At 38.9% G+C, this 18803-nt stretch carries 20 protein-coding genes; 11 read left to right on the top strand and 9 right to left on the bottom strand.

All coding sequences use genetic code 11. The annotated features are described in order from the left end of the window. Positions 1 to 2: 2 nt before the first annotated feature. Positions 3 to 1073 carry a peptide chain release factor 1 gene (gene prfA / locus ACX0HA_RS10245; protein WP_458845186.1) on the bottom strand — a complete coding sequence of 357 codons (1071 nt, stop codon included), beginning with the start codon at positions 1071 to 1073 and terminating at the stop codon, positions 3 to 5. Positions 1074 to 1158: 85 nt separating this feature from the next. After that, positions 1159 to 1533, bottom strand: a complete 375-nt coding sequence (locus tag ACX0HA_RS10240) for a Fur family transcriptional regulator (RefSeq protein ID WP_458845185.1) — start codon at positions 1531 to 1533, stop codon at positions 1159 to 1161. A 172-nt stretch (positions 1534 to 1705) separates the two neighbouring features. Here ACX0HA_RS10240 and ACX0HA_RS10235 point away from each other — a divergent pair, with 172 nt between their 5' ends. The 5 genes from ACX0HA_RS10235 (at position 1706) to ACX0HA_RS10215 (ending at position 4947) form a co-directional block, all read left to right on the top strand. Beyond that, a complete protein-coding gene (locus ACX0HA_RS10235) occupies positions 1706 to 2623 on the top strand; it encodes an NAD(P)/FAD-dependent oxidoreductase (RefSeq protein ID WP_458845184.1) in 918 nt (305 codons plus the stop codon). A 94-nt stretch (positions 2624 to 2717) separates the two neighbouring features. After that, positions 2718 to 3137, top strand: coding sequence for a lipocalin family protein (locus ACX0HA_RS10230; protein ID WP_458845183.1), 420 nt, complete (start codon positions 2718 to 2720; stop codon positions 3135 to 3137). 109 nt (positions 3138 to 3246) lie between these two features. Then, the gene (locus ACX0HA_RS10225; protein WP_458845182.1) at positions 3247 to 3711 is read left to right on the top strand and encodes a DUF6265 family protein; all 465 of its coding nucleotides are present in this window, start codon (positions 3247 to 3249) and stop codon (positions 3709 to 3711) included. A 128-nt stretch (positions 3712 to 3839) separates the two neighbouring features. Further along, complete coding sequence (locus tag ACX0HA_RS10220; RefSeq protein ID WP_458845181.1) at positions 3840 to 4379, top strand: hypothetical protein; 540 nt, start codon at positions 3840 to 3842, stop codon at positions 4377 to 4379. 1 nt (position 4380) lies between these two features. Beyond that, positions 4381 to 4947, top strand: coding sequence for a pentapeptide repeat-containing protein (locus ACX0HA_RS10215; protein ID WP_458845180.1), 567 nt, complete (start codon positions 4381 to 4383; stop codon positions 4945 to 4947). A 50-nt stretch (positions 4948 to 4997) separates the two neighbouring features. Here the strand turns inward: ACX0HA_RS10215 and ACX0HA_RS10210 are convergent, their stop codons facing one another. From ACX0HA_RS10210 to ACX0HA_RS10195, 4 genes are read right to left on the bottom strand one after another with little or no spacing between them, the layout of a single operon-like run. Beyond that, a complete protein-coding gene (locus ACX0HA_RS10210; RefSeq protein WP_458845179.1) occupies positions 4998 to 6461 on the bottom strand; it encodes an aminoacyl-histidine dipeptidase in 1464 nt (487 codons plus the stop codon). 21 nt (positions 6462 to 6482) lie between these two features. Then, complete coding sequence (locus tag ACX0HA_RS10205; protein WP_458845178.1) at positions 6483 to 6824, bottom strand: DUF5615 family PIN-like protein; 342 nt, start codon at positions 6822 to 6824, stop codon at positions 6483 to 6485. 1 nt (position 6825) lies between these two features. Then, a complete protein-coding gene (locus ACX0HA_RS10200) occupies positions 6826 to 7059 on the bottom strand; it encodes a DUF433 domain-containing protein (RefSeq protein WP_458845177.1) in 234 nt (77 codons plus the stop codon). Positions 7060 to 7103: 44 nt separating this feature from the next. Further along, the gene (locus ACX0HA_RS10195) at positions 7104 to 7364 is read right to left on the bottom strand and encodes a (2Fe-2S) ferredoxin domain-containing protein (RefSeq protein WP_458845176.1); all 261 of its coding nucleotides are present in this window, start codon (positions 7362 to 7364) and stop codon (positions 7104 to 7106) included. A gap of 72 nt (positions 7365 to 7436) precedes the next feature. On the opposite strand from ACX0HA_RS10195, the gene ACX0HA_RS10190 reads away from it, so the two are divergent. The 5 genes from ACX0HA_RS10190 to ACX0HA_RS10170 all read left to right on the top strand — a co-directional run bounded on the left by ACX0HA_RS10190 (position 7437) and on the right by ACX0HA_RS10170 (position 12730). Next, positions 7437 to 8498: a DUF3810 domain-containing protein gene (locus tag ACX0HA_RS10190; RefSeq protein ID WP_458845175.1), complete on the top strand. Its 1062-nt coding sequence runs from the start codon at positions 7437 to 7439 to the stop codon at positions 8496 to 8498. 42 nt (positions 8499 to 8540) lie between these two features. Next, entirely contained in the window at positions 8541 to 9035 is a 495-nt protein-coding gene (locus ACX0HA_RS10185) for an RNA polymerase sigma factor (protein ID WP_458845174.1), read from the top strand. Between the two features lie 7 nt (positions 9036 to 9042). Further along, positions 9043 to 9678 carry a hypothetical protein gene (locus ACX0HA_RS10180; protein ID WP_458845173.1) on the top strand — a complete coding sequence of 212 codons (636 nt, stop codon included), beginning with the start codon at positions 9043 to 9045 and terminating at the stop codon, positions 9676 to 9678. 1 nt (position 9679) lies between these two features. Next, the gene (locus tag ACX0HA_RS10175; protein WP_458845172.1) at positions 9680 to 10528 is read left to right on the top strand and encodes a TraB/GumN family protein; all 849 of its coding nucleotides are present in this window, start codon (positions 9680 to 9682) and stop codon (positions 10526 to 10528) included. A 102-nt stretch (positions 10529 to 10630) separates the two neighbouring features. Further along, positions 10631 to 12730: a TonB-dependent receptor domain-containing protein gene (locus ACX0HA_RS10170; RefSeq protein WP_458845171.1), complete on the top strand. Its 2100-nt coding sequence runs from the start codon at positions 10631 to 10633 to the stop codon at positions 12728 to 12730. Between the two features lie 37 nt (positions 12731 to 12767). Here ACX0HA_RS10170 and ACX0HA_RS10165 read toward each other — a convergent pair whose 3' ends face one another. Both ACX0HA_RS10165 and ACX0HA_RS10160 read right to left on the bottom strand, forming a co-directional pair. Next, positions 12768 to 13571 (bottom strand): lysophospholipid acyltransferase family protein, encoded by an 804-nt coding sequence (locus ACX0HA_RS10165; RefSeq protein ID WP_458845170.1) that lies wholly within the window; start codon positions 13569 to 13571, stop codon positions 12768 to 12770. A 44-nt stretch (positions 13572 to 13615) separates the two neighbouring features. Further along, positions 13616 to 14290: an NUDIX hydrolase gene (locus ACX0HA_RS10160; protein WP_458845169.1), complete on the bottom strand. Its 675-nt coding sequence runs from the start codon at positions 14288 to 14290 to the stop codon at positions 13616 to 13618. Between the two features lie 27 nt (positions 14291 to 14317). On the opposite strand from ACX0HA_RS10160, the gene ACX0HA_RS10155 reads away from it, so the two are divergent. Continuing rightward, complete coding sequence (locus ACX0HA_RS10155; RefSeq protein ID WP_458845168.1) at positions 14318 to 14764, top strand: DUF4268 domain-containing protein; 447 nt, start codon at positions 14318 to 14320, stop codon at positions 14762 to 14764. Between the two features lie 45 nt (positions 14765 to 14809). On the opposite strand, the gene ACX0HA_RS10150 is transcribed toward ACX0HA_RS10155, so the two are convergent. After that, positions 14810 to 18070, bottom strand: coding sequence for a T9SS type B sorting domain-containing protein (locus tag ACX0HA_RS10150; RefSeq protein WP_458845167.1), 3261 nt, complete (start codon positions 18068 to 18070; stop codon positions 14810 to 14812). Positions 18071 to 18803 lie beyond the last annotated feature (733 nt).

Here is an 18803-nt window from a genome sequence, read left to right as displayed (position 1 = left end):
TATTAATATTCGCTTTCTTTCAGCTTTTCTGTATTGTTTACCAACTGAAGCTCATCGATCATTTTATGAATGTTTCCGTTCATGAAGCCATCAAGGTCGAACATGCTCAGTCCAATTCTGTGATCAGTGATACGCCCCTGAGAGTAGTTGTACGTACGGATCTTAGCCGAACGGTCACCACTGCTTACCTGAGAGGTACGCTTAGCAGCATCAATCTCCTGTTTTTTGGCAAGCTCCATTTCGTAGAGACGTGAACGCAGTACCTGCAATGCTTTGTCTTTATTCTTGTGCTGTGATTTCTCATCCTGACACTGAGCCACAAGTCCTGTAGGAACGTGTGTCATACGCACAGCCGATTTGGTCGTGTTAACCGACTGCCCGCCCGGACCTGATGAACAGAAGAAATCGATACGTACATCGTTCATGTCGATCTGTACATCAAACTCTTCGGCTTCAGGAAGTACCATAACGGTTGCAGCAGAGGTGTGTACGCGTCCTTGTGTCTCCGTTTGCGGAACACGTTGTACACGGTGTACACCTGCTTCAAACTTAAGGATACCATAAACGTCTTCTCCTGTAACCTCAAAGATGACCTCTTTGAAACCACCCGAAGTACCTTCGTTCATATCTACAACGCTGGTTCTCCAGCCTTTGTCTTCACAGTATTTTGTATACATCCTGAAAAGGTCGCCCGCAAATATACTGGCCTCGTCGCCACCGGTACCGGCACGGATCTCAACCATTACGTTCTTGGCGTCTTCAGGGTCTTTAGGTATCAATAAGAATTTGATTTCTTCTTCAAGCTGCGGAAGCCTTTGCTTCGCCTCATCAAGTTCCATTTTAGCCATCTCTACCATTTCGGCATCGCTGCCATCGGCAAGAATTTCCTGAGCTTCAGCCATATTGGCCGTAACTTTTAAGTACTCATCACGTTTTTCTACAAGCCCTTTAAGGTCTTTATATTCTTTATTAAGCTGTACATAACGCTTCTGGTCGGAAATTACATCCGGCTGGATGATCAGATCCGAAATCTCGTCAAACTTCTGCTTTATTATCTGTAACCTGTCTAACATATCTTTAATTCCTTATTTGGAGGTGCAAAATTACGCATTTTTTTTGATTCTCAACGCAGTATCTTGAATACAAAAACCGTTTCGTTTACGAACAGTTTTTACAGTGTCCTGTCACCCAGCTCGTAATGCTTTTCTGCACATAACCTTCAGGCAATGTCACTGTCACCTGCTCTTCAAGGCATTCTACCTTCTGACAGCTGATACATCTGAAATGAAAATGGTCATGATCGTGATCATGCTCTCCGCAGGTATGGCAAAGTGCAAAATAATATTTGCCGTCATCTGCGAGTACCTTATGAGTAATGCCGTCTTCGCAAAAGCTGTTCAGCACACGGTAAATGGTCACACGATCCATTTCGCCTTTAATCTCACTCTCTATCATTTCCTGGCTCAATGCCGCTTTAGCATCCTTCAGTAAGGATAATATCATCGCTTTTGCCGGTGTGTTTCTACGTTTCATTTTTCTAATGCAAATTTATTGCATTAATTTAATGCAATTACATTGCAATAATACGAAATTTATTTAGCTTTGCCAAATGAAGAAGAGCCTTTCGAGAAGGAAGTTTATATCTGTTAGCACATTAGCAGCCGCAGCACTTAAATTTCCTTTACAACTTTTAAATTTCAATTATATGCAATCAGACTACGAAGTAATTATAATAGGCGGGAGCTATTCAGGGCTTTCGGCAGCTATGGCGCTGGGCAGGGCATCGCGTAATGTATTAATTATCGATGCCGGTGAACCCTGCAACAGGCAGACACCGCACTCTCATAATTTTATTACGCATGATGGTGCAACGCCGGCATCCATTTCGGCGAAAGCCAAAGAAGAGGCGCTAGAATACCCTACTGTTACTTTCGTGAACAATAAAGCTATAAAAGCTACAAAAACAAAAGACAGATTTGAAATTGTAACCGAAGCCGGAAATACATACAAGGCAAAAAAACTATTGCTGGCAACCGGCGTAAAAGACGTGATGCCGGATATTGATGGCTTCGCAGCATGCTGGGGCATATCGGTAATTCATTGTCCTTACTGCCACGGCTATGAAGTAAAAGGCCAAAAAACTGCTCTTATGGCTAATGGCCCGATGGCAGAACATTTTCTTCCACTGCTGTTACAATGGACAAAAGATCTGACATTGTTTACCAATGGAAAATCAACAGTAAGCAAAGAGGTTGCCTTAAAATTCAAAAAGCATAATATCGACATCGTTGAAACCGAAATTGCCAGTATTCAGCATACAAACGGATATATGGAAAGCATAACCCTAAAAGATGGTAGTGTGCATGAGTTAAAAGTGATGTATGCCAAAATCCCTGCTGTTCAGCACACATTTATTCCCGAAGACCTGGGTATTACTATAAATGACAACGGACTGATTGAAGTTGATGAATTTAAAAGAACTAATATCCCGGGAGTCTATGCCTCAGGTGACTGCACCAGTATGGGACGCGCTGTGATCATGGCAGCAGAAGCCGGTACAAAAGCCGCAGTAAGCATTAATAATGAACTGTGTACCGAAGCTTTTGAGAATATACATTGGTAAGAATTAGGAAGGCACAATAAAATGCTTACAAAAACGTAATATACAGTAATGAAATAAATCTCATATTTGTAATCAACCTAAAACCAATCTAATCATGAAAAAAGCATTTGCATTACTTACCCTTGCTGCGCTCACCTTATTAAGCTGTGGCGATGATGACACCCAAAGCACCGATAGCAACGACATTATTGTAGGAACCTGGAGATATGTGGGCTACATTGAGCCGGACGGAGAATATTTCCCAGACAATGAAGAAACAGAATGTTATGACGAAAGGATAACATTCAACAAAAACAGAACAGGTGTAGCTCTTCTAATTGATTGTGAAGAAGGAAACGAAACTAATAACTTCAAATGGAAAAAGGAAGCCGCTGAAAGCATTTACACTGTTACCAATGAAAATGGCACTGAACCTGAATCGCTTGTCGTTAAGTTTGAAGAAAATAAAATGAAGATATTCTACGATGAAGTAGAAGCTGATGTTTATGAAAGAGTTGCTAATCCTGAAGATTAAATCCAACTAATTATAACTACAGCAGGCTTTATGCCTGCTGTTTTATTTTAGGTCTATAGCATTATAAGACAACATTTTGCATCTTTGTGTACAATCAAAACAATTAATCATGAAACTAAACATTACCTTATTATCTGCAGCCGCCCTACTACTGCTCGCATCGTGCAAAAAAGAAATTACCTCAGCCAACTGGTTCCTTGGCGAATGGGGTAATAAATCATCGGAAGGAGAGCTTACCGAGCGCTGGAAAAAAGAGAACGACTCGGTATATCACGGTGAGTCTTATTTTGTAGTAAGTGGTAAAGACACTGTTTTTGCTGAACATATAAAACTGGAAGACGCGAATGGCAAACTTGCTTATATTGTTACCGTTCCCGGACAAAATAATGAGCAGTCCGTACGCTTTGAAATGACCTCATCAAATGAGAATCAGATTATTTTTGAGAATCCTGAACATGATTATCCGAGTAAGATCATTTATAACAAAGTTGGCACTGACTCGCTTGTAGCCGAAATATCAGGCATACAGAAAGGCAAGCCTGCATCGGAAAAATTCAGGATGAAAAAAAGATAATTTTCCGGAGCAAATGCCATCGATAAAAACTATTGCATACGATATAAAAATACTATCACCAATATTTTATAAAACCCTGCCTTACAACAGGGTTTTTTCTATTTTTGCCGAAACTATAATCACCCCATATGAAATTACATTTACTTCGATCGGCGTTACTAGCGCTAACACTTATTTTTGCAGGCTGCTCTGTTGATGATGAAGAATATGCAGACACCAACGGTTTTACTATTGACAGCACTTTTCATCCTACAGCTGTTGTTTATATTGATGCCCTTGACGTTCACGAAAACCCTGACGGAAGTGTTGAAGATGCTATAAGCATTACTCTTGCCACAGCAGATTATCATTTGAACGGAGCCGTAATTGACCCTCTTGACTATGTAATGCTCAAACTGAAAATGACCGATCTTCAGGCTGTACCAAATATACCCTTAGCCAACTATTATGTAGGAGTAGATGCATACAACAATGGAGGAACTCCGCAGGATGCCATAACGATGCTATGGCAATACAGCAGTAATTCTAACCTTACTGCTGTTGAAAAAAATGTCACAATCAATTATGTAAGCGCTTCAGAAATTGACCTTACCTATACCTTTAAGCGTATGGATGGTAAATTGATTTATGGATCGTATGTTGGTCCGTATATTCCATTACAACATTAGTATGCAACTGATACTGGATACCGCCTTTGAAAGGCAGGATTATACAATAAGCCCTTTACCAAAAGGAGAATATGAAAATTGCAGTTTTACCGGCTGCAATTTTTCTTCAGCAGATATTGTAGGCATCGTTTTTACCGAATGTAGATTTACCGAATGCAACCTCAGCATGGCCAATACTAAGGGTACTGCATTTAAAGAAGTTGAATTCTATAACTGTAAGATGACAGGGATAAACTTCAGCATCTGCGAACCGTTCCTGCTTGCCATGAACTTTACCGACTGCCAGCTGAACCTTGCTTCATTTTATAACCTGAAACTAAAAGGCACACGCTTTAAAAAATGTATTCTCCATGAAGCGGACATGGTTCAGACTGATTTCACCAATGCGTCATTTAGCGAATGCGACCTGCGCGGCGCAATATTTGAAAATACCATTTTAGAGAAAGCCGATTTCAGGTCGGCAATAAACTACACTCTCGACCCTGAACAGAACCGCATCAAAGGTGCGAAGTTCTCACTACAGGGACTGCCGGGATTACTGGACAGGTATAAGATCAGTATAGAATAGAAAACCCCGCTAATGCGGGGTTTTATTTTATCACTTTGAGACTTTAGTCTTTATGACTTTACGGGAATATTCTCTAATATCTCAAGAACGAATTTCCAGTATTTTTGAGCCGATTTAATGCTTGCTCTTTCATCCGGGCTATGCGCTCCTTTGATCGTAGGGCCAAATGAGATCATATCCATATCCGGGTAGTTGGTTCCAAGGATACCACACTCAAGTCCGGCATGGCACGCAACAACGTGCGGCTGGTTACCATTCTGTTTTTCGTAGATCTCTTTCAGTACTTCAAGTATTGGAGAGCTAACGTTTGGTGTCCATCCAGGGTACGAACCGCTAATAGTAACCTCACAGCCAATAAGCTCAAATGTAGAGCGAAGAGAATTGGCAAGGTCAAACTTAGAGCTCTCTACCGATGAACGCGTCAGGCATCCAATATGGATGTTACCGTCTTTTACGATAACCCTTGCGATGTTGTTAGAAGTCTCTACAAGGTTTTCCATATCGGCACTCATACGGTATACACCGTTAAGTGCAGCATATATAGCACGTATAAGACCTTCCTGAACGCCAAGCTCCATAACTTTAGCAGGCAGTTCGCCTTTCTCGATCGTTATGTTAAGGTTTGGCTCAGTAGTTTTATATTCAGCTTTTATATCGTTGATTACTTCCTGCATATCGAATACGAAAGCCTCGTCAAAGATTTCAGAGATGATTACCGTAGCAACACTTTCCCTTGGGATCGCGTTACGAAGGCTTCCTCCGTTTATTTCAGCGATCTGAAGGCCAAAGTTTTCAAAACCGTCAAATAACAGGCGGTTCATGATCTTGTTGGCATTACCTAAACCTTTGTCGATATCCATACCGGAGTGACCTCCATTAAGGCCATTCACAGTTATTGTATAACCTACAGAATTCTCAGGAACTTCTTCTTCGTGGTAATCGCGTGTAGCGGTAACATCTACCCCACCTGCACAACCGATATCAATCTCATCATCCTCTTCCGTATCCAGGTTAAGTAGTATTTCACCTTGCAGAAGGCCGCCTTTAAGACCCATTGCACCTGTCATTCCTGTTTCTTCATCAATAGTGAACAAAGCCTCGATAGCCGGGTGTGGAATATCTGTACTTTCAAGTATTGCCATTATAGTCGCTACACCAAGACCATTGTCGGCACCAAGGGTTGTTCCTTTAGCACGAACCCAGTCACCGTCAACATACATCTCGATTCCTTGCGTATCAAAATCGAATACCGTAGCAGCATTCTTTTGGTGTACCATGTCGAGGTGTGACTGCATCACGATAGTTTTGCGGTCCTCAAGGCCTTTAGTGGCAGGTTTTTTAATGATAACATTACCTACTTCGTCCTCAATGGTTTCAAGGCCTAATTGTTTCCCGAAGTCTTTCATGAAAGCAATTACCCTCTCTTCTTTTTTAGAAGGACGAGGCACTGCATTCAGGTCGGCAAATTTATTCCAAAGCGCTTTTGGCTCCAGATTTCTTATTTCCTGGCTCATTTATATGTGTTTGTTGTTTTATTATTGAAAAGCTTCAATTCTGTCTTTAAATACATTTACTAATTTATGATCTTTATTTAGGATCAGCGTATCCTCCCAAAGTCTGGATGTAGTTTCGAAAAAGTCTTTCATCTTCATATTTCCAAAACGTATATGAATAATTTTAGGTGGGGGTGTATGTAATAAAATTTTATTTGAAAAGTCGCTGTCTTTAGTTATTATCGTCATATTATTCTCCTGAGCATACTTCCAGATTTGCTCGTCAGTCCATTCATCATTTATATCCTTCTGATGAATATAAGCATCATTATTCCAAAGTGAGAAGTAATAAGGAAGATTTACATCAATTAAAAAATCAGCCATTCTATGCGACTGTTTTTATGGTAAAATTTCTATTCATCAAATCTGATGCAAATCGTAGGCAGGCATCAATATCTTCAATAACTAAAGATGGGTATTGCTTTAGTATCTCTTCTTTTGATTCTCCGGCACCTAAAAACTCCAAAATTGTTTGTACAGTAATACGTTTGCCGCGAATAGTAGGTTTTCCGTTGCAAAGCTTATCATCAATGGTTATTCTGTCAAAAATATATTCCATAACTAAATATCTATACAAATTTAATGAAAATAAAGTACGTAATCTTATAAAAAATACTGCTTCAACATCTTTGGTATCTCTTTCTCCTCAACTTCCCCTATCCATACATTCGATGGCTGTATGCATATAACAGGTGCATGCTTGCAGTTATCGGTGCAGGTCATTCGCACTACATCAACATCTTTTTTTAATCCGCATTCCTTTAGTTCTATCCTGAAGCCTTTGCGGAGTTCTTTACTGTAATGGCCACACTTCTTGCCATCGCATATAAAAATAACCTTTTCCGGAGCATCTAACTTTTTCATGGGGTTAATTTTAGTTTATCTATACAAAAATACTACTTATATTTACAATCACTATCGATTTTATCTGCGCCAATGAAGAAAAAATATATCCTCCCGCTGCTGTTGCTTTTGCAAATTATCATTATAAACATTTTATCGTTTTTTCCTGAATTTGTAGAGCGTTATTACAGCAATGGGCTGTTCCCATATCTTTCTAAGGCTTCGCGATTTTTCTTCGGACTGTTTGGGTTTTCCATAGGCGATATCATTTATGGAATTGTCATAGTTTTAGCAGTACGCTGGCTTTGGATAACCCGAAAAACATGGCGCAAAAATTACAAGGATAACATCTTAAAAGTGCTGAGTGCATTTTCGGTATTTTATTTTCTGTTTCACTTGCTATGGGCCGTGAACTACCATCGTGTTCCTCTTCATGAAAAAATGAGTATAGAAAAAGAATATACTACCGATGAACTTATCGCCTTTACCAAAAAGATGATTGCCAAAACAAATGATATGCACCGCCTTATCGAGAAAAATGACAGCCTTAAAGTAACCGTTCCTTATACCGTAAGCGAAATCTACGGCCAGTCCATAAACGGATACACTAGTATGGAAAAGCAATTCCCTTATTTTGCCTTTAAGCACGAGAGCATGAAGTCATCGCTTATCAGTACACCGCTGTCTTATATGGGATTTGGAGGTTATCTTAATCCGTTTACAAACGAAGCTCAGGTGAATAAAAAACTGCCTTTATACGGATTACCGGCAACTGCCTGCCACGAGATGTCTCACCAGATAGGTTATGCCAGTGAGAGTGAAGCAAATTTTATTGGTTACATGGCATCCATACACAACAAAGACCTTTATTTTAAATATGCCGGTTATACGCTTGCGCTGAAATACTGCATTCGCAACATCAATAAGATAGACGAAAAAAAAGCTAAAAGCCTCGTACCACTTATCCTGCCGGGGGTAAAAGCCAACTTTAAAGAAAGTGAAGCTTTCAATAAAAAATACGAATCGTTTGTAGAAACGATATTCGAATATTTCTATGACAATTACCTAAAGCTCAACAAACAGGAAGACGGTCTTGAGACCTACAGCAAGTTTGTAGGATTGTTAGTTAACTACTATAAAGACAAAGAATTGTAAAATGGCTGTAACATTTTGCAGCTTTTAGCTACTTATGCAGATATGAGTTCAGAACTTGAAAAGTCTTTTGTGCAGCAGCTTCAGGAAAATCAAAACCTGATCCACAAAATATGCAGGCTCTACACCGATGGTGAAGATGCCCACAAAGATCTGTTCCAGGAAATTACCATACAGCTATGGAAAGCCTATCCGCAATTTAGAGGTGACTCAAAATTTACTACATGGGCTTACAGAGTGGGACTAAATACTGCTATTACCCTTTACCGGAAAAAAACAAAGTCGATTAACACCATCGAATTTGACAGCAAAGTACACCGATTTGATCAGGACGAATACAATTATGAAGAGGAAGAACATATAAAACTGCTCTACCAGGCTGTCCAACAGCTAAACGACATTGAAAAAGCATTGGTATTCATGTACCTGGAAGACAAAGATTATAGTGAGATAGCCGAAACCCTTGGCATTAGCGAGGTAAATGCCCGCGTAAAAATGAACAGGATAAAAGGCAAACTGAAAACGATATTAAATCCGTAGTGGACATATGGAAGAGTTAGATTTATTAAAAAAGGACTGGAAAAAGAACGAAAATAAATTCCCGAAACTATCGGAAAAGGAAATCTATGCCATGCTGCATAAAAACTCCACTTCGGTAGTAAAATGGATATTTTTGATAAGCATACTGGAATTTGCTTTCTTCTTAGCTCTTACATTGCTTATCAATGATAATGCAACGACTACAACTATGCAAATCAGTGATTTTACCATGATTGCGGTAACAGCACTTGATTATATGATCATGGTATACTTCTTTGCACAGTTCTACATAAATTATAAAAAGATCACAACTACCGATAAGGTTAAAAATCTAATGGTTAGCATACTGAAAACCCGAAAGACGGTGTCGACCTATATCTTTGTGAAGATCACTTATTTCATTGTGTTCTCTATCATGCTGTTCATTATCCTTTTCAATAATGAGCCTGCAATGCTTAATACCCGTCATCTTGCGGAAGAAAAAGGAGAAATCGTAAAACTGTATCTCACAACTATTGTAGTCATACTGGTAAGCGTAGCCGCTCTGGCAACTGTAATATGGCTGTTCTACAGGCTTATTTACGGATTGCTGCTTAAACGCCTTAACAAGAACTATGAAGAACTGAAAAAAATAGATTTCTAATATGAAAAAGGTACTGTTTGTTATCCTAGGATTTTGTTCCCTGTTTGCTAATGCACAAAAGTTGGACAACAGCCTCTTATGGAAGATATCAGGAAACGGGCTTTCTGCTCCTTCCTATCTATATGGAACGGTACACATGACCTGCAATGCTAAACTGGATGAAAATACACTACTGGCACTGGATGTAACTAAACAGTTATATCTTGAACTCAATATTGAAAATGTTCAGCTTCAGGACATGATGGATGACATGCTGATGAAAGATGGCGTTACACTGAGCTCATTATTAAGTCCTGAGGATTATACTGCCGTAAATGATTTTATGGTAAAAAAAACAGGCTTGCCTACAAGGCTTATCAATACAATAAAACCGGCTTATCTTGAAGTATTCCTTTCTGAATCATTATTAGACTGTGAGCCTGTTTCTATAGAATCTCTACTGGCAAGGGCTACCAAAGCCCAAAACGAAAAAGCATACGGCCTTGAAACTGTTGAGGAACAAATAGCTATTTTTGATGCTATTCCTTATAAGATACAGGCACAGGAGCTAGTGAAAATTGTAAAAGATGATATGAAGACCTATAAAAAAGACTTTGCACTTCTTATAAAATATTACAGCGAAAAGAACCTGAATAAACTGCTTGAGACCGGTAAAGAATCCGGCAGCATGATGACAGAATACAGCGATATATTCTTAAAAGACCGCAATAAAAACTGGATAGCTAAAATAGAACAGATAGCTAAAGAAACACCTACATTCTTTGGCGTAGGGGCCGCCCATCTTCCGGGTACTGATGGTGTTATCATGCTGCTGCGAAAAAAAGGATATAAGGTTGAAGCCGTAAAATAAGGATACTTTTTACTTGCTATTACGTTTACTTTTCTTACAATTGCATTCTAATACACGATTTCCTATTGAAACAGAAATTGTAATTAAAAAAACAGCCATCCAATGAAGCATATCTTTACTGTTATTTTACTGACAGCTTCCCTAAATCTGTTCTCTCAGGACAAGACTACCGATACCATAAAAAAAATGGAAACCGAACTGGATGAAGTGGTAGTCGAAAAAAAGAAAAAAGCAGTAGAGAAAAAGGCCGACAGGACTATTTACAATTTTGCAGACCAGGCACATTTGAATTCGGGATCCCTAATGGAGGGACTTAAGAAAATTCCAGGGCTTATCATATCTGATGTAGTGGGTATGCTTTACCAGGGCAAGCAACTTGAAGTATACATGGATGGCCGCCCATTAAACATTTATTCGAACGAACTGAATGCTTATCTTGAAGGCATGCCTGCAAACGCTATCGAAAAAGTTGAGATCATAACCCAGCCCGGTGCAGAATTCCCTGCAACTTCCGGAGGGGCTATCATTAATATAGTGACATCTAAAAACGCAAAGAAATATCTCACTGCCACTTACTCTAACGGATATAGCTACACCAAATACACCAAATCAAGAAACCGCTTTAACAACAGCATAATGCTGAGTGCCGCAAACAAATTGTTTAGTTGGCAAATACAGGGTGGTCAAAGCTATGGCGAGAGTTACGCCAAAAGCAGGCTTACCAATGACGACCTCCTGCTTTCAGAAAACTATTCCGATAACATCAACAGGTTTTACTATCTTAAAACAGGGCTTAAATTCGATTTAAAAAAAGACCGCCTCTTGCTTAATTATGACATCAACACGAACAATTACAGTGCCTATGTCGAAGCAAATGGTGCAGGTTTTGTATCTGACGATAAAAGCAAATCAAAGCGTTATTATCATGATATAATGGTCACTTACCAGAAACGTTTTGAAGATCCGATGACAAAGCTGGATTTTCGATTAAACTTCAATGAAAACAACAGCAATGTAAACCTGGATTCAAGAATAAACGGAACTCCGGTGCTCGACAATGGCAGTGACCAGAAATTCTATCAGTTCAAAACTGACTATACGCAGGAACTGGATTTTATGGATAAGACAAAACTTAGTGCAGGTATTGTGGCCGAACGGCTGGATTTTGAAGCTGTAAGCTTCGGGCTGGAAAACCTTGACTATAGCAGAACCGTTTTAGCAGCCTATTCCGAAGGGCAAGCAACCTACAAAAAGTTTGATTTCATTTTAGGAGCAAGACTTGAGTCTTATGACATACATGGCACTACAAATCTTACAAGCCTGATCCCTTTCAGGCAAACACAGTTTTTCCCAAATGCAACCATTCAGTATAACCTGATGCCGCAGGTCTTTATCAATGCCAATTATAATAAAAAAATACGCCTGCCAAATACCTCTTCCCTAAATCCAAACAATACCAGCTATCAAAATCCGAATGTTGGCTTCTATGGGAATCCGTATCTTGACCCTACCTTATACAATAACTATGAGATACAGCTAAGCGCATTTGAATATTTTACAATCGGATATTCTTATACAAATGCCAATAACCAGATCATCAGCAGGATGATATCCACACCGGATGGTGCTGCAAATATTTCTCAGAACCTAAAAGAAATGAACTCCAGAAATTTTAATTTCGGTATACCGTTGCCTTTCATGCTTTTAACCAAAGGCCTGACTGAGACCTTAAAGATGGACTTTAATCCGGATGAGATCAATTTCCTGTATGCCTATCTAGGCAATCAAAAACAACTGATACCCGGACTGGATACCAAAAGTGTATGGAGTTATAACATTATGGCACAAATCTTACTGCCGCAAAAAATAAAGCTAACTGCAAATTACAATACCTCTAATACAGGTGGGACTTATTATTACTATACCGTAAAGCAGCCGCTCTACCAACAGTTTGACATCAATCTGTCAAAAAAATTCCTATCAAATAATCTTTCTGTTTCCATGTATCTGAATGATCTGTTTAATACCAACAGGCAGGAATATGGCGCGATAGGGAACGATTTGAATTATAAGACAAAGAATGACACCCGTAGGATAGGATTTTCACTGAATTACAAATTACCTACGAAAAATAAACAAGCTGAAGAATCTGATATCTTAAGCAACGAAAAGAAACAGGAACAGCCAGTTATAGGAAACTAGCACAGTCCAAAAAAAGAGAGGCAATTGCCTCTCTTTTTTAATAATTCCATTGTCTTTGCTTGTTGAGTTCTTCCTGAGCTTCCATTACTTCGGCAGGTATTACTTTTAAGAATGATGGGTGCTGCTCAATGGCAAATTCTATTTTTTCTACGATTTGCTCAACCGTTTCATTTTCATAATCAATATCAAGTGGTTCTTTAATGATAAACGACTGCAGGATACCTTTCTTTTTAAGGCGCAATCCCTTTTTATCAAATGAACGGCGGAAACCATCTATAACAATCGGTACAACTAACGGTTTATGCTGTTTGATAATATGCGCGGTACCTTTGCGGATAGGCTTGAACGGTTTGGTTGTTCCTTGCGGAAAAGTAATTACCCAGCCATCTTCCAATGCTATCCTGATATTCTCTGTATCGTTAGGATTAACATCACGCTGAACTTCCTGCCCTTTAGCCCTCCATGTTCTTTCTACAGTTATAGCCCCGGCATAAGATAATATTCTTGGCAACAACCCTTCTTTCATTGTTTCCTTGGCTGCTACGTAATAAATATTTAATTTTGGATACCAGATATACCCTACATTCTTAATATTGTCCTCACGCCCCTTGAGACTCGCGTTGAATACATGGAACATCGCAACAACGTCGGCAAAATAAGTCTGGTGATTGGATATGAACAGGACATTCCTGTCCGGCAGGGCTCTTATGATTTCAGAGCCATCAACCTGAAGTTCATTGAAGCCTCGGTAACGCCTGTGTGTAAGAACCCCGAAAACGCGTATCAGCCATTTTTTCAGGAATAGTATATGTCCAAAGGGATTTCTTTTTAATAAACCCATGATTTTATTGCAAATAATCTCGCAAACTTACAAAAACTACAGCATTATAATACGCTTTTTATCGTTTCTTTAAGTTCACTGAGAATCATGGCAGTAGCTCCCCATACAATATGTTCATCAACTTTAAAGGCCGGAACCGTAACCTTCTGCGAATAAGAAGTCTGTATCTCTGTTTCAATCACGATTGACTCATCCAGAAAAACATCCAGCGGAAGATGGATAAGCGCTACAACCTCGTCAGGATTAGGACTAAATTCAGGTTCAGTAAGCGAAATGCCCAAAAAAGGGAATACCAGAAAATTGCTTGGCGGGATATAGATCTCGCTGAAGGGCATCACAATATCAATATCCGAAGGCTTAACACCTACTTCTTCAAATGTTTCCCTGATAGCGGTGGCGGCAAGATCTTTGTCTTCAGGTTCAGCTTTACCTCCCGGAAATGATATCTGCGAAGAATGTACCCCTTCATAAGCATTTCGTTTTATAAGTATAAGATGGGGCGTTTCATTTTTAGGGTAAAACAGCATCATCACAGCCGAACGACGTGGAGTGTTTGCTTTATAATATTCAGGGTCGAGTGTAGGCAATCTGGAAGCCGGAGCCATTTTTGCATGGGCTGTAAGGGCTGGTAGCTGCTGATTTACTATCTTTGGGATGTATTTAAGGAATTCGGTAAAGAGCATTTTGGCATCAATCTTAATTACAATAAAGATACTCAATTATAAGCACCCACAAAAGTAACTACCATGTTTAGTAAAGCAGAAGCCCAAATCATAAAAAAAGAATTCTGGACGGCCTTCGCCGAAGCCTATCCGCGTAAATGGTTATTGTATGATACAAAGATCAAGGATGTATCCTTCAAATTTTATGTAGACAATAAAAAAGCGCAGGTATTGCTGGATATCGAACCTAAAGAAGATGAAAAACGTACCATCTATTATGAGAAGATAGAATCGCTGAAGAACATACTACATGAAGAATTCCTGCCCGAAGCAATCCTTGAAAGGAATTTTCATCTTCCGGACACAGGAAAAGTAATAAGCCGTATATGGGTAGAGCAGACAGGTATCAGTCTTTACAATAAAGCATCCTGGGCAATGATATTCCGATTTTTTGATATTCACATGGATGCCTTTGAGCGTTTTTTCTACGAGTATCAGGATTACATAAAAGACCTTGAGATAAACACATAAAAAAAGTCCCTCACGTAAGCGAGGGACTTTTGCTTTTTACAGTGATTAACGTAGCATTGAAAAATGCCCCTTCAGTATTCTGCCATCTTCTCTTGTTACCACAAACCAGTAATCGGTAGAAGGTAAATCAATGCCATTAAGCCTTCCATCCCATCCGGCGCTTGTAGAATTAAACGACGTTATCAGTTTGCCGTACCTGTCTAAGATATCTACATTAAAATTCGGTTCTTTTATTGAATATTCAATTCTCCAACGATCATTGTATCCATCGCCATTTGGTGTAAAGAAGTTCGGATAGTTCATAAGTACTAATTCCTGTATGTCTTCTCCACAGCCGTAAGCATCCCGGACGAATACCTGGTACACACCTGTTTCAAGGCCATTGAAGGTATTCTCCGTCTGGTAGTTGGCACCATCCAAAGAATATTCATAATTGCCCGAACCTTCGGCATGCACCGTAATGGTATTTTGATCTCTTGTCCAGTCTGATGTATCTATCTTAACGATAGTGGGGGTCACAGATGTCTTTATTTCAACTTGGTTTGTCCCGGAACAAACTCTTTCATTTCCATAAGCACGTTCTACAGTAAGAGTATATGTACCAGGTTTATCAACTATTATTGTCCTTCCGGTTTGTCCTGTAGACCACAGATAGCTCTTATATCCTCCTTCGGCAGTAAGCATAACAGTGCCTTCATTACAAATGGTACCTTTAGTAGTAATAACCGGAACAGGTTTTTCACCAACAAATAATTTAAATGAAGTTGTACCGTGACAAAGCGCAATTTCATTATGTATTAGCCTGGCATAGATTATTTGACCGTTAGATATATTATTGTAGTACTCCGGTAAAGGATTGGCAGCATTATCGGCATCCTCCTGAGTTAAGTGATATGTAATGGTATACATCGCACTATAAAGAGAACCCAGTATTTGCGGATTCTGTTCAGTAAGATGGAATTCAAAATTATCTTCTTCACCCGGTTCAGCACAAAATATCATATCGTCAGGTTTAGTCGCATCCGTAAGCGAAGGCAGACTCTGCACATTAAAACCTTTTACGTCTATGTTACCACAGGCATCCTCGATCTGGAAAAGATACTCAGCTGGCTCAAGATTCGTAAATATATTATTAGGACCATTATCTACATAAAATGGCTCTCCGTTTTTGGCCCTGATCTTGTATACCACCGGATATCCCCTAATTTCAAGGATAACATCATTTGGTTGTCCTGCACAAGCCAATGTATAGGCAGCTGTAATAGCAAGATTCTCTGTATAGGTAAACTCACCAAGCACATTTACACACATGGTATTTTGCGGCGTGCCATCTCCAAAACATTCAAACTTTTTAACGATCCTGAATTTTCCTCCGTATTCGAAGTTATTGCGGGTCGCCTGATTGTACAATTCAATACCTGTATATGTATCAGGAACTGCACCCTCTACATATGGATTCCCATAAATAGGATTCATCCACATCTGTGTCGTTTCATTATATTGTTGAATCCAGAACATCGCATTTTCTTCACCATTACTTTTATCATCAATAGTAACCGAGAATGTACCGCAATTAGGCTCAAAAGAGAAAGCATTACCCGGGCCGGTATAGCCTGTTACATCAACCTCCTGATCTTTTACTACACCACAGATGTCAGTCGCCCTGAAAGTATACGTTCCGGGAAGCAGGTCATCCATATAAAAAACACCATTAGGAGCAATTTTGGAGGTAACATTGGAAGGTAGTGGATGATTGAATCCGGCAGGAGCTGCCGTTATAGCTACCGCTGTTAATACGCCATTACCGCTTCGTACACTTACGGTACCAAATTGAGGCGTACATGATGGAAGTGCTTGTATCGTAAAAGGCTGCTCAACATAAGGTGGTACATTTATAAAGATTTCATAAGTAAATCCACAATCGTCAGTAAATGTAATGACATAACCACCCAAGGGCATGTTATTTAATGCAAGTCCACCGGTCTCAGTTATGTTTAAGGCAACGTTACTCGGAAGAGATACCGTATAAGCTGGTGGTGCTGAAGTAATGAAAGCTGATACGATTTTAGATTCAGGAAGGCTTGCTCTTATGTAACCAAATTCAGAAAAACAGCCATTATTCCCAGCATATTTAGATGGCTCAGGTTTTTCAAACACTATGTTAAGTGTATCGATAGCTTTTCTGCCACAAACATCTGTTATTTCAAGTATATATTCTCCAAACGGAACCGATTGTGTAGCGCTGCCGTAATCGACATTAGGCTGTATAAATGGCCCATATGGAGTAGCATGATAATCCTGTGGATTAAATCCTGAGGGTACACTTAAAAAATTAACGGTGTAATTAGTCGTGTATTTTGCAGCATTCAGTTTAAGATACTTTTCAGCACAAGGTACTTTACCAGGGCTTAATGTTACAGTAATATTAGGGTCTACTGTATTGTCTGTCTTTTCATAAACCTTGGCACATTTATCAGTAACTTTAAGCGTGTAATTATATGATTGCGTCTGATAACGGGGTACCATCATCGTTACCCGTAGAATACCTGACTCTCCAGATGAAAAATTTTGATTAATTACAATTGGATCCCCACCAATACTCAATGGCTCAAGTGTAGCCTCAACAGACACAGGATATGCAATTGCTCCCGCAGTTGGTGTAATGATATTCATAACCTTAATAGAATCGCAAATTACATTTGCTGTTTCCGGATAACTCATTGCAGAAATAGTAAGCGCACTGTTTATAACACTTAATGAGTAGGTCTTTACCTTCGCAACCCCACACTTATCAAATGCCCTTATGTTATAGCTTCCTGATGGTAAATTCTCAAATGAATTTGATGTTTGCAGCGGCCTTGTTACGGGGCCATATATTATCTCAAAAGAAACTCCGGTTCCCGAAATTGAATTTACAATAATATCACCGCCACTATCGCAATGCTGAGTTGATGTGGTTACATCAAAATTGAAAGGAATAATCTTATTGTCAATTGTTATGACTTGTTCCTTTCTGTTAGATTCATTACCTAAAGACTGAATAGCAATAACTTTATATGTAGCAGCCGAAAGGCTGCCCAAATAATTTGATGTTGTTACTGTAAACGGATTAGCTTCATCTGGCATTATATATACTTTATAAAGCATCGATGAATTTTGGGTCATATTTGTTACAGTAAATGTAAGCGACCCATTCCCTAGACAAGTTTCGTCAGTCTTAGTAACTGCTAAATTGAAATCGGATAGTTGACAATATGCTGTTGACGCAAACAACAGAACTATCACAAGCATTAAAATTCTTTTCATAAATCTTCTCCCTGTTTAATCATTTAACCTGTTTCTCAATTAATTGCGAGATCAAGGTATCACCTTCATTATCTCTGCAATATTAACCAATAACAGCTATAACTTATTGATAATCAGTTAAATGAAAATACAGTTCATCGATTTAATCTGCAATATTCATTTTTTAAATATTTAAAAAATACTCAAACTACTGATAATCATATAATTACAAATGGGGGAGAAAATAAAATTCAACACGTAAATAATGTTAAATCTTATGAAATGTTAATTATAGCTACTTAAAACTACAATATTCTTTATACAATTCCAAGAATTTAACTTAAAAAAATAGTAATATTAAAATTAAGTCTATCATCACAAACTGTGCAGATTAAGTATTTTCTTTCAGTATTATAAAAAAAAATCTTAAACACAGTTAATATACTCTTAAAATCAACATTTTAGTAATGAAACAAGCTTCTAGCCAAACGAGCTCAAAAGCGATAATTTATAAAAAGAAACAACATTGAACCAAATATAAGGCCTCTATTTTTAACACGTATTTTTCAAAAGGCCCGAGGCTTTGGTCGAGCGGGCGCAGCAAATGGGACGAGAGCCGATGTAAAGCTTCTATATTATGTAGAGGTTTTGTAAAAGGTTATACAACAAAAAACCCCTCATCGTTAGATGAAGGGTTTTCAAAAGAAAGGCGACGACCCGAGCCGTAAGGCGAACAGCGTCGCACAAAAACAAA

The sequence above is a fragment of the Flavobacterium hauense genome (assembly GCF_054457175.1).
This window is presented reverse-complemented; position numbering and strand designations above follow the sequence as displayed.

Coding starts and splice junctions, on each gene's coding strand:
- prfA (WP_458845186.1), bottom strand. CDS start 1,073: ATGTTAGACAGGTTACAGATAATAAAGCAGAAGTTTGACGAGATTTCG.
- ACX0HA_RS10240 (WP_458845185.1), bottom strand. CDS start 1,533: ATGAAACGTAGAAACACACCGGCAAAAGCGATGATATTATCCTTACTG.
- ACX0HA_RS10235 (WP_458845184.1), top strand. CDS start 1,706: ATGCAATCAGACTACGAAGTAATTATAATAGGCGGGAGCTATTCAGGG.
- ACX0HA_RS10230 (WP_458845183.1), top strand. CDS start 2,718: ATGAAAAAAGCATTTGCATTACTTACCCTTGCTGCGCTCACCTTATTA.
- ACX0HA_RS10225 (WP_458845182.1), top strand. CDS start 3,247: ATGAAACTAAACATTACCTTATTATCTGCAGCCGCCCTACTACTGCTC.
- ACX0HA_RS10220 (WP_458845181.1), top strand. CDS start 3,840: ATGAAATTACATTTACTTCGATCGGCGTTACTAGCGCTAACACTTATT.
- ACX0HA_RS10215 (WP_458845180.1), top strand. CDS start 4,381: ATGCAACTGATACTGGATACCGCCTTTGAAAGGCAGGATTATACAATA.
- ACX0HA_RS10210 (WP_458845179.1), bottom strand. CDS start 6,461: ATGAGCCAGGAAATAAGAAATCTGGAGCCAAAAGCGCTTTGGAATAAA.
- ACX0HA_RS10205 (WP_458845178.1), bottom strand. CDS start 6,824: ATGGCTGATTTTTTAATTGATGTAAATCTTCCTTATTACTTCTCACTT.
- ACX0HA_RS10200 (WP_458845177.1), bottom strand. CDS start 7,059: ATGGAATATATTTTTGACAGAATAACCATTGATGATAAGCTTTGCAAC.
- ACX0HA_RS10195 (WP_458845176.1), bottom strand. CDS start 7,364: ATGAAAAAGTTAGATGCTCCGGAAAAGGTTATTTTTATATGCGATGGC.
- ACX0HA_RS10190 (WP_458845175.1), top strand. CDS start 7,437: ATGAAGAAAAAATATATCCTCCCGCTGCTGTTGCTTTTGCAAATTATC.
- ACX0HA_RS10185 (WP_458845174.1), top strand. CDS start 8,541: ATGAGTTCAGAACTTGAAAAGTCTTTTGTGCAGCAGCTTCAGGAAAAT.
- ACX0HA_RS10180 (WP_458845173.1), top strand. CDS start 9,043: ATGGAAGAGTTAGATTTATTAAAAAAGGACTGGAAAAAGAACGAAAAT.
- ACX0HA_RS10175 (WP_458845172.1), top strand. CDS start 9,680: ATGAAAAAGGTACTGTTTGTTATCCTAGGATTTTGTTCCCTGTTTGCT.
- ACX0HA_RS10170 (WP_458845171.1), top strand. CDS start 10,631: ATGAAGCATATCTTTACTGTTATTTTACTGACAGCTTCCCTAAATCTG.
- ACX0HA_RS10165 (WP_458845170.1), bottom strand. CDS start 13,571: ATGGGTTTATTAAAAAGAAATCCCTTTGGACATATACTATTCCTGAAA.
- ACX0HA_RS10155 (WP_458845168.1), top strand. CDS start 14,318: ATGTTTAGTAAAGCAGAAGCCCAAATCATAAAAAAAGAATTCTGGACG.
- ACX0HA_RS10150 (WP_458845167.1), bottom strand. CDS start 18,070: ATGAAAAGAATTTTAATGCTTGTGATAGTTCTGTTGTTTGCGTCAACA.